At 60.0% G+C, this 13,305-nt stretch carries 12 protein-coding genes; 5 read left to right on the forward strand and 7 right to left on the reverse strand.

What is annotated here, in order from left to right; genetic code table 11:
* The first annotated feature begins 119 nt into the window (after nt 1-119).
* The gene (locus K6U75_03075) at nt 120-1,124 is read left to right on the forward strand and encodes a DUF1559 domain-containing protein (protein ID MCL6474024.1); all 1,005 of its coding nucleotides are present in this window, start codon (nt 120-122) and stop codon (nt 1,122-1,124) included.
* A 14-nt stretch (nt 1,125-1,138) separates the two neighbouring features.
* A complete protein-coding gene (locus tag K6U75_03080; GenBank protein ID MCL6474025.1) occupies nt 1,139-1,474 on the forward strand; it encodes a hypothetical protein in 336 nt (111 codons plus the stop codon).
* Between the two features lie 39 nt (nt 1,475-1,513).
* Here the strand turns inward: K6U75_03080 and K6U75_03085 are convergent, their stop codons facing one another.
* The 6 genes from K6U75_03085 to K6U75_03110 all read right to left on the reverse strand — a co-directional run bounded on the left by K6U75_03085 (nt 1,514) and on the right by K6U75_03110 (nt 7,377).
* Entirely contained in the window at nt 1,514-2,179 is a 666-nt protein-coding gene (locus tag K6U75_03085) for an ankyrin repeat domain-containing protein (GenBank protein MCL6474026.1), read from the reverse strand.
* Between the two features lie 44 nt (nt 2,180-2,223).
* Nucleotides 2,224-2,751: a histidine phosphatase family protein gene (locus tag K6U75_03090; GenBank protein ID MCL6474027.1), complete on the reverse strand. Its 528-nt coding sequence runs from the start codon at nt 2,749-2,751 to the stop codon at nt 2,224-2,226.
* A 39-nt stretch (nt 2,752-2,790) separates the two neighbouring features.
* Nucleotides 2,791-4,251 (reverse strand): DNRLRE domain-containing protein, encoded by a 1,461-nt coding sequence (locus K6U75_03095; protein MCL6474028.1) that lies wholly within the window; start codon nt 4,249-4,251, stop codon nt 2,791-2,793.
* Nucleotides 4,241-6,325 carry a PQQ-binding-like beta-propeller repeat protein gene (locus K6U75_03100; GenBank protein ID MCL6474029.1) on the reverse strand — a complete coding sequence of 695 codons (2,085 nt, stop codon included), beginning with the start codon at nt 6,323-6,325 and terminating at the stop codon, nt 4,241-4,243. The genes K6U75_03095 and K6U75_03100 overlap by 11 nt, the downstream gene beginning before the upstream one ends.
* A 96-nt stretch (nt 6,326-6,421) precedes the next feature.
* Nucleotides 6,422-6,784 (reverse strand): preQ(1) synthase, encoded by a 363-nt coding sequence (gene queF, locus K6U75_03105; protein MCL6474030.1) that lies wholly within the window; start codon nt 6,782-6,784, stop codon nt 6,422-6,424.
* 398 nt (nt 6,785-7,182) lie between these two features.
* The gene (locus tag K6U75_03110) at nt 7,183-7,377 is read right to left on the reverse strand and encodes a hypothetical protein (protein ID MCL6474031.1); all 195 of its coding nucleotides are present in this window, start codon (nt 7,375-7,377) and stop codon (nt 7,183-7,185) included.
* A gap of 66 nt (nt 7,378-7,443) precedes the next feature.
* On the opposite strand from K6U75_03110, the gene K6U75_03115 reads away from it, so the two are divergent.
* The gene (locus K6U75_03115) at nt 7,444-7,608 is read left to right on the forward strand and encodes a hypothetical protein (protein ID MCL6474032.1); all 165 of its coding nucleotides are present in this window, start codon (nt 7,444-7,446) and stop codon (nt 7,606-7,608) included.
* Between the two features lie 63 nt (nt 7,609-7,671).
* Here the strand turns inward: K6U75_03115 and K6U75_03120 are convergent, their stop codons facing one another.
* Nucleotides 7,672-8,982, reverse strand: coding sequence for a Gfo/Idh/MocA family oxidoreductase (locus tag K6U75_03120; GenBank protein ID MCL6474033.1), 1,311 nt, complete (start codon nt 8,980-8,982; stop codon nt 7,672-7,674).
* Nucleotides 8,983-9,380: 398 nt separating this feature from the next.
* On the opposite strand from K6U75_03120, the gene K6U75_03125 reads away from it, so the two are divergent.
* Nucleotides 9,381-10,652 (forward strand): alginate export family protein, encoded by a 1,272-nt coding sequence (locus tag K6U75_03125; protein MCL6474034.1) that lies wholly within the window; start codon nt 9,381-9,383, stop codon nt 10,650-10,652.
* Between the two features lie 24 nt (nt 10,653-10,676).
* Nucleotides 10,677-13,211 (forward strand): methyl-accepting chemotaxis protein, encoded by a 2,535-nt coding sequence (locus K6U75_03130; protein MCL6474035.1) that lies wholly within the window; start codon nt 10,677-10,679, stop codon nt 13,209-13,211.
* Nucleotides 13,212-13,305 lie beyond the last annotated feature (94 nt).

The following is a 13,305-nucleotide window of genomic DNA, read 5'->3' on the forward strand; positions in this document are numbered from 1 at the left end:
ATAGGTAATCATCAGGCAGGGAGGTGATGTTACCTACTTAAACAGACGTTTTTGTTTAAATACCTCTTGAGTGTTCGCGACAGGAAAACCAACTACGAAAAACAAAAGGAGGGTGACACATGAAACGACAAGCCTTTACGCTCATCGAGCTGCTGGTAGTCATCGCGATTATCGCGATACTGGCAGCCATCCTGTTCCCGGTGTTCGCACAAGCTCGGGAGAAGGCGCGGCAGGCAACCTGCACCAGCAACATGAAGCAAATCGCGACCGCATGGCTCATGTATTCGCAGGACTACGATGAGACAGGCTCACCGATGTGGGTGAAGAGTAACCTGCGTACAGGCTGTGGCGGTTCCGGGGACCTGATAAACCCCAATTTCCGCGCTCCCTATTCTGGCACACCGTGGGGACAGTACTGGCCTGACCTCATTTACCCCTACGTCAAGGCAGGGCGCGCGGCAAATTATGATGCTGCTGGCAATCCCATCTCGAAGGGCAACCGCGCAGTGTTCACCTGTCCTTCTGGGGACTCTCGCCTGACTATACCCGGCGGCACCAGCGGGTGGGGGTCACTGACTTATGGCATCAACCAGAGCTACGTCAACTATGACCCCATTAATCCCGAAAGCGCGTGGAACGCACCAGGCGGGGGGCCCGACTTCCTGTGCGGGCAGGACCCCGGCTGCCAGAGCTGGGGTTGGGGCTGTTCGAAGGGCGCCACCATCGCCAAGCTCACCAACCCTGCTGACACCATTATGTTTATGGAAGGTCTTGTCGGTGCAGGACCCGGCTGGTTCGGTGGCTGCTGCAGCCTGGACAACTACCCGGGCACGCGCGAGACGGTGATGGCTGGTATGGCTGCTGCCTATCCGGCGGAGGGTGGCTTCCCTGCTGGCTATCATCCCAACCGTCCCCTGAAGCGGCAGCGGCTGGACGGTGTGGGCAGCTTCTGGGACTATGCTAGCGGCACCCTCAACGATGACGGTACGGTGATGCCAGTGCCTCTGTCCAACGACCGCGTGCTGTACGTGCATAACGGCGTGGCGAACTTCGTCTTTGCCGACGGGCACGTGAAGGCGCAGCGCGTGACTTACATGCGACAACACACTGCGTCGTCTCATTAAAGGTCATTTGCGGGATGGCGACCAGTCGCCATCCCGCCGGACAGGAGGTGGACAAGGTGCCGCAAGTGATTCGCAAAGACCAGCAGTCCAAGCTACAGCGGGAAGTCTCTCCACCAGTGATTATCTTAGCGGCGGTGGTGTTGCTGGTGTTACTGGTCTTCCTGTTTGACCGCTTTGTCACGCCAATCGTGCCCCGGCGGCAAATGAGCGAACAGGAGGCGTGGGAGAAGCGGCTAAAAGAGATGCAGCAAGCCATGCCACAAGGCGGATGGGCGTCACCTGCGCCGGGCATGCCGCCGGTGTATGTGCCTCCTGCTGGACAGCCGGTGAACACGCCACCGCCTCGTTAGCGAAAAGAAGTGGGGCAGGTAAGCCTGTTCCACTTCCTGCTATTCCTTTGCGCCTGCTTTCAGCAGCAGTTGCTCCGCTTCCTTGCGGTTATACTTGCGTGCAAGCGCAAGCGGTGTATCCCCACCATTTGTCTTCACGTCCACCCTGGCACCCTTTTTGAGCAGCAGTTCAACCACCTTTGGCTCGCCGAACATTGCCGCCAGGGTCAGCGGCGTCTCTCCGAAGTTGTTGGTGGCGTTCACATCCGCCCCGCGCTCGATGAGCAGGATGGCAATCTCTCGCTCGTTGTCGGAAAGAGCATACATCAGTGGAGTTCTGCCGTTGGAGTCGCTGGCGTTGATGTCTGCCCCTTTGTCCAGAAGGGCAACCAGCACCTCGCTCTGCGCCCGCTGACGGGGATTAGCCGCCATCATTAACGCAGTCACACCGTACTTGTCGGCGGCGTTCACATCTGCCCCGCGCTCCAGCAAGAGCTGTACGACCGGTAGTGAGCCGTTCATGGCTGCCCAGATGAGAGGGGTCTTGCCATGTTCATCGCGGGCGTTCGGGCTAATACCTCGGTCTAACAGAGCGCGGATAGTATCCACGTCACCCCGTGCGGCGGCCAGGAATATCTCTCTCTCACCCTGTCTGCGTGAAATACCCCAGAGAAGGACTGCCGCGACCACCACTACACCGATTATCACTGCGACCGTGCGCCACATGCCTTCCTCCCGTTCGCGATTTGCGATGATAAACCGTTCGATACTCAGGTAATCATGTCCTTGCTGAGGTGTCCGGTGAAATTGGTATATCGCACACGCAACACGCTGTGTTCATCCCACTCCAGCAGGGTGATGGCACCGTTGAAGTGGGTGAAGCGGGTGTGGGGGGTGGTTCCGGTAAAGGCGCATACCAGCCGCGAGCCGAATGTGCCATGCGTGACGATGACGATATTGTTCTCTTCCCGCACACCGAAGCGTCGGAGTACCTCTTTGGCTACGCGCTGTGCGCGCTCCCACATCTGCTCGCGTGTTTCCAGCTCTTCCTCGTATTCGCGCAGGTCGTCCCAGGTCTCCGGTTCCAGTTCCAGCACCTGTGCGAGAATGGCTGCGCTCTGCTGTGCCCGCAGCAGCGGCGAGGTGAAAAGCCAGTGCATGGCGCCGGGCTCTTCCGCCAGCCATTTGGCGACCCGCTTCATCTGCCTGCGCCCCAGTGGGGTTAGAGGCGGATCGTCCAGAAGCGTGTGCCCCGCGTTGTTGGTGGACTGCCCATGTCGGATAATGTAGATGCGCATCGCTCCACCCTATTCGCTGTCTATACCTCACTTTCCTGTTCACGGACTATCCGCCCACCACACTTCCAGCTTGGGGCGTCCCTCCACGTTCCAGTCACCGGTATCGGACGAGACGAAGTATTTGCCGCTGTGGTAATCGGAGTCTGCACTGTAAAGGATTAAACGCAGTGGCTCCTTGCGGGCATAGGCGCGCGCCACGGCGTACGAGACGTCCCACGTGCGCGGCACGCCAGGCCATCCCGGATGGCTGGCAAGAGGCTCCACCCAGCTGCCTCCGATGTTCTCAAGTGCCAGCGGTGCGCTGTTCCACGTGATGGTATCCTCACGCCAGTCCGCGGCGGCAATCAGCACCTGAATCCACGACGGTCGCGCCTCGCCCGGTCCGCCCGAGTTGCCGAAATGATACAGGGTCAGCCTTGCCGACACGATAGATTTGCCCGGCGGGATGGAGTCCAGCGGAAACGTGACATAGTATTTGGAGAAGCATGGCCAGTCCGCCACGTCCGACTGGTTCTGGATGTTAAAATCGGGGGCGCGACCGTAATTGCGGTTGCCCCACTCGTTCCAGATGTGATACTCGTCACCCGGGCACTGGTTGGAGATGGTGCCGCCGACGTCGGCATCTGGCACGAGTGGGCTGTTTTCCTGAGGGCGGCGTATCAGAGTGTAGCCATTTGGGTTCGCCGTCGCGCGGTAGGTCGGCAGTCCGAAACGCAGGAAGCCCCAGCACACTGCGCTGTTTTGCGACGCGCCGGGCGGCCACGATTGGTAGGTCGTAGGCGGCGTGCGAGGGTCATCACGGTCGTGCAGCAGCACCGCCATCCGCCAGACCGTGCCCTCTGGGGGCGCACCACCCACCTCCAGACTGCTGAAGGGAATGGTAAACCCCATTGCCCAGCCGCGGTCGGTGTCATCGTCGTTGTTGATGGCGTTGCCCCGCCAGCCGGGAACCGTCCGCACGGGAACCTGCACCGCCTGCCAGCCTGTCGGGCTTCCCCGATACACCGCGCGGTGCGCTTCGCTGGAATCGCCCGACAGCTGCGCCACAAACCGCCAGCTGGCTGCGGACAGCCTGTCCTGCCCCGATGTGTCGATACCCGATGTGTCGATAAGGAGTGTCACCGCGTCCCACTGGGTGAGTGTGTCTGGCGTGGGGTTCTCGTCATACCAGAGATGGCGGTCGAAGACAGCGATGTAGACGTACAGCTCGTTCGCGTTATAGCCCACGCGGATGTCCGCGTAGTTTTGTGAGGGAGAGACCCTGCCGAACCATGCAATCGCCGTTTGCCCAAAGGGAATCTCGCCTGCGAAACGGGGGGCGTTGATGCGGGGCAGGGAATCGGCGTCGCAACGGGGGCGCGGCACCACCTCCGGTACCAGCGAGGACGAGGAACACCCCTGAAGCGCCACGAACACAGCTGCCGCTACCGTCACGCCCCCAGCAAACGCCAGCGTCCACACTCGCCTGCCAAATGCATGGATACTGTGTTTAGCGAACATCCGTGCTGTTCCCCTGTGCTAAAGTGGTGACCCGGATTTGAGCGGGTGTGGTGGCATAGATGCACGGGTCGCCCTGATACCAGGCGATGGTTCCAGTGACTTCCACAGGCTGTCCCACATGGTACATCTGTTCCGGGGTGCGCGGGAAGTTGCCCCAGTGTTGCCGATGGATTATCACCTTAAAGGTGCCCCGATGCGGGTTGGAGAAACCCAACAACACCTGCTTGCGGTTGTTGAACACGAACCGAAGCGTGCCTTTGACGGTGACTGTCTGCCCGTCCCACTGACGCGCTGCGGTATGGGGGATGACCGCGACAGCAACAGGGGTGACCACCCTGCGTGGTTGCTGAACTGCAGGGCGCGGGGCGCGGGACGCCTGTGGGTTGCCGCTGGTCAGCGCGACAATGGCGCCGTCGCAGCTGCGGAAGTAGACGTTGTTGTTGCTGACCACCCATACAGCGTATTCGCTCCAGTAGCGGTCGTAGACGGCTCCCTGATTGTAGTAGATGTAGAAGCCGAAATCGTACCCGCGCGTGTTGAACAGTCCACTGGAGCAGTAGTGGGATGGGCTGAAGCTGCACCCACCGTCATCCTGCGAGGTCGCCACTGTCGCCAGTCGCTGGCTGGTAATCTTGTTGGTGAAGCTGCCTCTGGCGTCTGAGCGGTCCAGAATACGCAGCGCGAAGCCCGCCTCCCAGTGTCCGCCAAACAGGATGTCGCCCGACATGGATACGTTCGGCTGTTCGTCGGTCAGTAGGAAGGGAGCGTCCGAGCCAGGAGGCCAGTCGAAATGGATGAATCGAATGTCGCCACCTTGAAGCCCAGGCACAGTCGCGTTGTCCAGCACCATCTCACCGAAGTGCGAATCCCAGCGCGGGTCATAGGCGTGTTTGGCGCGCACCACGGTGTAGACCACCTCCTTGCCGTTGGGAAGCCGTTTGACCACCGGCTGCGGTCCCATCGGGAGGTAATCGCTGTCGCCGTAGCCGCCGTGCCCCACGTTGGCGATGAAGGGTCTTGCGCCGTCGTCAAGGCGCAGTACAAACAACGCCTGATGGGTGGGATTGTTCTGTAACATCTGACGGATGGCGGAGTTGGTCTGAGGCCAGTCATGCCACAGGTATTGCCAGGGCAGGCGTACCTTCACCAGCACGTAGCCCGCGCTATCGGCGATAACGGGCCAGCCGTATCGGTATTCCACAGGGTCGGTGAAGTTGAGGTTGGGATGCACAGGGCGGACGCGCCATCGCTGCGTGCCATCGGCGTTGCGGATGGCGTGGACGAACAGGTCGGGTTCTGTCGCCACCACAATCAGGTCACGCGAGGCGGAGTAGGCAGGCGGAACCGCCACCACCACATTCGCCCCGGCGTTATACGCCCAAATCTGCTGCATGTTCTGCTTATTGACCGCATATACCGAGTTGCCCATCGAGAAGACCACGCGGTCGCGCAGCAGGATAGGCGGTAACGGCAGGTCGCTGCGTTTGCCTGAGTTGCACTGCGCCAGAATCACGCCGTCGGTGGCGCGTAATTTGTAAAGGATACCGTTAGACGAGACCACAAACACCGACTGCGTCTCGTGGTCGTATGCCACTGTCGACCGCACGTCGCCGATGCCGCCTCGCCGCCAAACCTGCTGCCCCGTGTCTTCCCGAAGCGCGAACACACCGTCCACGCCAGCCGCGATATATACCCGTCCGCCGCCGGTAACCGGTTGCACATTGCGGGGCAGGGAACCGCTGGAGGTTACCTTCGCCACCCTTCCGCCAGCGTCCACGCCGTTCCAAATCCAGCGGAGGCGCCAGGGGTATGGCACTGTCTGCGCAGTATAGCCGGTGTGCTGGGCATCGTGGGCATGCTGACTCCACTCTGCAGGGTTTTCCGGTACGACCGGTGTGGGTGTTGGGCGCGGACGTGGAGGACGGGGACGCGGCGAACGCGGTGGAAAAGCCGACGCAGGGCGGTATCCATCGTCGGGCGGGACGTAGGCTCGCGCACCGACCAGTACGACCGCCACCAGAGACATTACTCCGACTATCGCCGCCAACAAGAGCGACCACTGCCGCAACCGCATTTTGCCAAGACCTCCTCCCTGTGAATCGTGTCTGCATCTGCCCATAGAGAATGTTCGGCAGAATGCACCGTGTGCATGACAGGATTTTCGTTACGGTTACGTTAAACTTTCTTGGTCGGCAACATAGCTGGCGGTAACCACCGAGTAGATTCCGCCGCGCACGTTAAACTCACCGGTCACCGTCATGCGTCGGGGCTGGCACACCGCCACGAGGTCATCCAGTATCTTGTTCACCACAGCCTCGTAGAAGATGCCCTGATTGCGATAGGCGAAGAAGTAGTATTTGAGCGATTTCAGCTCCACGCACTTCTTGTCTGGCACATATTCGATCGTGATGGTGGCGAAATCCGGGTTACCCGTTTTGGGGCACACCGAGGTGAACTCAGCACAGACATGTTTAATCACATAATCTCGGTCGGGATACGGGTTGTCGAATACTTCCAGGATGCTCCTGTCCATTCGCTTCCTCCACGTTGTCGGTGCTATTCCTATTGTACCTGTTGGTCTAATAGAACGCCAGCCCGCTGCTGTAGCGCAGGGAGACGCCAAGCAGGTCCTCGCCAGTGGAGCTGTGCAGGTAGAACACAGAGTACTCGGCAGGGTGGTTTGGCTCGCGGCAACGTACAAACGCGCCGTAGGCGTGGTTTGTCAGGGTGCTTGGGAAGGTGTATTCTACTTGAACCGCGAAAGTGTCTGAGAGAGCGCACGCATCGGTGTATCGAGCCGGCGTTTTTCGTGCGATAATTGCAGCAACTCCCGTGCTGCCGCCTGTCGTTGCGGAGATAGGTCTATGCGTAGCGCGAAGCCAAACGCCTGCGTGTCTTGCGAGGCTGTCCGTGCAAACTGTATCGCTCCGTCTATGCCCAAAGTGTAGTCGCTATAGCTCGTTTCTGGTAATAGTCGCGAATAGACAGTTGCTGCTCCGTGCTGCGCGCCACCAGCGAGAAGTTGCACATCTCGTGTACCGCTTCTTCCACCTGTTGCCCACTCAGCGGTTCACCAATCTGGCGCAGCAAATTTGTCGCGGCGAGTTTTTCTCGAAATTTCCCCATCACAGGTGTTAGGTACCGCCGTTGTGGTGCGTTTGTTTATCAAAACACCACACGGAGGGTACCGGGATGTATATTCCTGCCGACCTGGCGTACAGGGGCGCACAGATGGTGCGCGCATTTCTGGAGCAGATGGAAGAGTTTGGACGCTCCCACGCGCTGTCGTGCCGCGAGATGTGCGCCCTTGCTGGTGAAGCATTGTTTCTCTACCGCTACACGAACACCGAAAACTGAGGTGGTTCTGTGCGGTGGGCGGGTAGAGGCACGTCCCCCCGACCTCTACCCGCTTTTTTTCGCTCAGAGGATCCATCCTTTGCGATAGGCAGGACGGATGAGTTTGTCTGCCTTCGGGCTGTTGACTGCCTTCATGCGTCTGGCATCCCAGTTGATACGCTCGCCGGTGATGATTGCCAGGTTGCCCAGCAGGGCGGTTTCGGTGAGCGCGCTGGCGTAGTCGAAGTTGGACATGGCAGCTGATCCGCCCTTGCAGGCGATAATCCACTCCTGGTGGTGCCCCGGCGAGCGCGGGATGGAGGGTGCTGGCGGCTGATAACTGGCGAATTTGTCGCGGGGCAACAGCACAAAGGGCGTGCCGTAGTCGCCCGGGCTGTACAGTGTGCCCTCGCTACCGATAAGCAGCAAGCCGCTACTCGCCATCTGCTCGCCCTGCAAAAGTTCGACGGGCGGCTTCTGTCCACCGTCATACCACACCATCTTGCAGGGTGGCAGGTCGCCGCGCTGGGGGAACTGGTAGCGTACGATGGACCACTTCGGGAACGTCTCGCCGTTGACGCCTGAGGTTTCGGCTTCAATCGATATGGGGTCGCGCAGGTTCAGCGCCCAGAACGCCATGTTCATGGTGTGGCACGCCATGTCGCCAATTGCCCCTGTGCCGAAGTCGATCCAGCCGCGCCAGTTGAACGGGTGGTAGGCATCGTGATATGGTCGCTTTGGTGCGGGGCCCAGCCACAGGTCCCAGTCCAGACCATCAGGGATAATAGACTCCTCCTTCGGACGCTCAATGCCCTGAGGCCAGACGGGACGGTTACTCCACACATGAATCTCGGTCACTTTGCCCAGCACACCCGACTGGATGACCTCTACGCCCTGGCGCAGTTCGTTAGAGGCGGTACCCTGATTGCCCATCTGCGTCGCGACCTTATAACGGCGTGCTAAGTCGCGCAGCATCCTCGCCTCCCAGATAGTGCGGGTAAGGGGTTTCTCGCAGTACACGTGTTTGCCCATGCGTATTGCCATTGCGGCTGCCACTGCGTGCGTGTGGTCGGGTGTACTCACCACCACGGCATCGATCTGGTTGCGCATCTGCTCCAGCATCTTGCGGAAGTCTTTGTAAAACCTGGCATTCGGGCAAGCCTGTCGCGCGCTGTGGGCAAGCCGCTCATCCACATCGCACAGCGCGACGATGTTTTCGCTCAGCACGCCGTCCAGATTACCACGCCCTCTGCCACCTGCACCAATCATGGCGATGTGCAGCTTCTCATTCTGCGGCAAGCCGAACACCATTTTGCTGTCCCGCAGGAACAGAAAACTAAAGCCTCCTATAGCAGCACCCTTCAGAAAGGTACGCCGATCCATCTTCCGCGACATCACTCCGCTACCTCCTTTGTGTTTCCAGCGTTTAAGGGTGTCTTCCCAGATAATCTGTAGTCCTTTTTGCGTCTGTCTCGTGAGAATCCTGCTAGCGTTTCCGGATTCCGTCGGGCGTTATACTTGTAGCATGCCATCCTGCAGGTGGTCCGTCATGCCTCATTTGCTGGCGAGGACGAGGCTTGCCCACACGGGTTTCTCCCTGCGGTGTCTTTATCATGGCTTTCAAGAGATAGTATTTATTACTACAGAAAATCTGCTCTAAAGTTCTGCGCGATATACTCCGAAAATGCACAGGTGGAGAACCTTAATTCCTGCGGGCACACGGCTGGTACGGGTGCGGTGGTTGAGAGGGTCGTGTTGCCAGCACAAAGCGCTTGTAAGGAGGAAACGGAAACATGCGTTTGTCTGTTTTTGCAGTTGCTGCCGTTGTTTTCAGCTGCACATTCGGCGGATGGCTGACAGCAAGTGCGGGGCAGTCATCGCCCGCGAGCAAAGCCATCAGCTTCAACGCCGAATGGAGACTGCGGTATGAAGACCGTGCTTGCACCGATTTTTGCTCGATGAATCAGAAAGACCCGCAGGACGAACTCAGCCGCGTTCGGCTGAACTTCGTTGCAACCGCTTCACCGAACACCCGGTTCGTGGCACGCCTCCAACACTCTTACAGGCGGAACAGCCTCAATGGGAGTGCGGATACGCAGGAGAAGAGTGGTTTCCAGCAGCTTTATCTGGACACCGCGTGGGGCAATGTGACCCTGCGTCTCGGAAGACAGGAGCTGGGCTACGGCGATTACCGATTGCTGATACTTTCGAACTGGGACAACATCGGCTATACGTGGGATGCCGTTCGTCTCGGGGTGAAGGGCAGTCGCTGGCAAGCCGATTTGCTCTACGGCAGGCCGGGCATGTTCCCTACCAGCACCACGCATCCGGTGCTTTATGGTATTTATGCCACCTGTAAACCCTCTTCCCGCTGGCAGTCTGATGTCTATTTGCTGCGCAAGGAGGTGATTGCCTCTGGCGTCCAGCACCGCATCTGGGCAGTGGGAGCGAGACCAGTGGTGCAGCTTGGCAAAGGAGCGAAACTCACCGCCGAGGCGGTGTTCCAGACCGGAGAGGTGGGCGCGAAGAACCTCAAGGCGTGGGGCTACTGGGCACGCCTCGAATATGCGCTGAATCGCTGCGGCGATACAAAGCTGATTCTGCAACGAGACTTTGCCAGCGGAGGCAACCCTGACGATACCAACTTGCACACCTTTGACCAGTTCTTCGGTACCACCTTCGCGACGGCAGGGCGCATGGGATTGCAGGGTTGGCGCAACATGAGCGCATGGCGCATCGGTGTCAGCGGCTCTCCCTCACCCCGCTGGCAGTATACTGCGGATATCCACCTGAATCGCCTTGCTGACGCCAGAGACTACTGGTATGGCGGCGGAGGTTCACCGATGAAGGGTGCAAGCGGTACGGCTCTGCGCGACCCGACCGGCGCAGCCGGCACCGAGGTCGGTACGGAGGTGAGCTTCACGCTCAACTATTCGCTATCCCGGGACCTGCAGCTTTCGGCTGGCTATGGACGCTTCATTCCGGGACGTTTCGTGCGGGAGACCAACGGCGGCTTCGGTGACCGCACAGAATGGTTTTACCTGCAGACCACTCGCAAGTTCTAAGGCAACTGGAGGAGGCTTGAGTCAATGAGGATACCGCAGATACGCAACATCAGCACCAGATTCGTGCTTCTGGGAGTGGGAGCGATTGCTGTTCTCACCATCACGTTGATAGCAGTGGCAGCGTGGCAAAGCAGTGTGTTCAACGCAAAGGCACAGCGTGAGGTCGAGAAACTGGTAGATTCCGACCTGTCTGACGTGGTGGAGACCACCTACCAGATGGTGGCCTCGCAGGATGCCCTGCTGCGGAAGGTCGTCGAGCATAACCTGAGCGTCGCGGAATATGTGATGAAGGGTGCAGGTGGTGTAAGCTTCGCACCGGAGACGGTGACGTGGAACGCGGTAAACCAGTTCACCAAACAGGCGCAGACCGTCACCTTGCCCAGGATGCTGGTGGGTGGCACGTGGCTGGGACAGCAAACCAACCCCAGCGCCACCGTGCCGGTGGTCGACAGGGTCAAGTCGCTGGTCGGCGGAACCTGTACCATCTTCCAGCGCATGAACGCACAGGGTGATATGTTGCGGGTCGCCACCAACGTTATCGGCAAGGATGGCAAGCGGGCAGTGGGCACCTACATCCCGGCCAAAAACCCCGACGGCACGCCGAACCCTGTAGTGTCCACCGTGCTGCGCGGGGAGACCTACCGCGGGGTGGCTTTCGTGGTGGACGCCTGGTACGTTGCCGCCTACGCCCCCATCCGTGATGCATCCGGGCGCATCATCGGGATGCTCTACACCGGCGTGAAGACCGAAAGCGTGGACGCTGTGCGCAAAGCCATCATGAGCGTCCGCGTCGGGAAGGACGGCTACATCTTTGTCATCGGCGGCAAGGGCGACCAGCGCGGGCATTACATCATCTCGCTCAATGGCAAGCGCGATGGTGAAAACATCTGGGAGGCGAAAGACGCCAGCGGGCGCCTGTTCATTCAGGAGATGGTGAACCGGGCACTGGAACTCAAGCCTGGCGAAAGCTTCAAAATGCGGTATCCGTGGCAGAACAAGGGCGAACCCAAACCGCGTATGAAGGTGGCACAGGTGACCTACTATGCGCCATGGGACTGGGTTATCGGTGTTTCTGCCTACGAGGACGACTTCGGCGCCGCCTTCCAGCGGCTGCAGGCGGGAAGGCGACAGATGCTGTGGACGTTCCTCATCGTCGGTTTGATTGTGGCTGTGGCGTCAACGTTTACCTTGTTGCGGTTCGGTCGCGCGGTGGCGAGACCTCTGAACCAGATGGTGCAGGTAGCCACCGCCATTGCGGCGGGCAAGCTGAATCAGCAGATCGAGCATCGCAGCGCGGACGAAACCGGCGTGCTGGCAGAAGCCTTCCGCAAGATGCTGGCTTACATGCAGGAGATGGCTCAGACCGCCCGCCGCATGGCGCAGGGCGACCTGACAGTGAAGGTCACGCCCCGTTCTGAACAGGATGAACTGGGTCAAGCGTTCAGCGCGATGGTGACCAGCCTGCGCGAGGGGACTCGCCAGCTTGCCGAGACCTCCTCCACGCTGGCTGCCACCAGCCAGCAGCTGAGTGCCGCCACGGAGCAGAGCAGCCGCGGCACGCAGGATGTGGCAAAAGGTAGCGAGCAGCTTGCCCGGACGGCATCGGAAGCGGCTGGGGCTGTGGACGAACTGGAAGTCGCCATTCAGCAAGTGAAAGCCAGCAGTGAAGTGCAAAAGCAGTCTGCCGCCGAAGCCGAAGAGGGCATGAAGCAGGCGGCGCAGGCGGTGGAAGAAGTCGCACGCAGTGCGCAGCAGATGTCCTCCTCCGCACAGCAGGCAGCGGCAATTGCCCAGACAGGTGGGCAGGCGGTTCAGGAGACCATCCAGACAATGAGCCGCATTCAGGACCAGACGCTGGTGTCTGCTCAGCGGGTGAAAGAGCTGGACAGGCTCGGTCAGCAAATCGGCGCCATCGTGGAAACCATCGAGCAGATAGCCGAGCAAACCAACCTGCTCGCGCTCAATGCCGCCATTGAGGCAGCACGTGCTGGAGAGCATGGTCGCGGCTTCGCTGTGGTTGCCGACGAGGTGCGCAAACTGGCAGAGCAGGCGGCGGCCTCTACCAAGGAGATTAGCGAACTGATTGCCAACGTGCGCCATGGCGTGGAGCAAGCGGTGCAGGCGATGGAGAGCACCAGCGCAGAGGTCGAGAGGGGCTTCACCCGCAGCAGCGAGGCGAACGAGGCTCTGGCGCAGATAGTGCAGGCGGCGCAGACGGTGGCAAACGAGGTGCAGGGGGTTACTGCCATCGCCCAGCAAATGTCTGCCAGCGTGCAACAGGTGCTTGCCTCAGTTTCGTCGGTACGCGCGGCTGCCGAGGAGAACGCCGAGGCGGTGCAGACGATGGGGGCACATGCTCAACAGGTGGCAGAGACCATCTCTACGGTGGCGTCCGTCAGCGAGGAGGCTGCTGCCAGCGCGCAGGAAATCAGCGCATCGGCACAGCAGGTGACGGCCGCGTCGCAGGAGCTGAGCGCAATGGCACTGCAACTACAGCAGCTGGTACAGCAATTCCGCCTGGAGGAGCAGAGCGTTACTGCACTACCACGCGCAGCGTGAAAGCCTGCGCAGACATCACCTCATGCCAAGGGGATGCCCATCGTGGCATCCCCTTTCCTTCGTCTGTGCAGGTTGTGCTATAATGAGGCCGAGG

It is taken from the genome of Bacillota bacterium, from assembly GCA_023511455.1.
Lineage (GTDB): Bacteria > Armatimonadota > HRBIN16 > HRBIN16 > HRBIN16 > HRBIN16.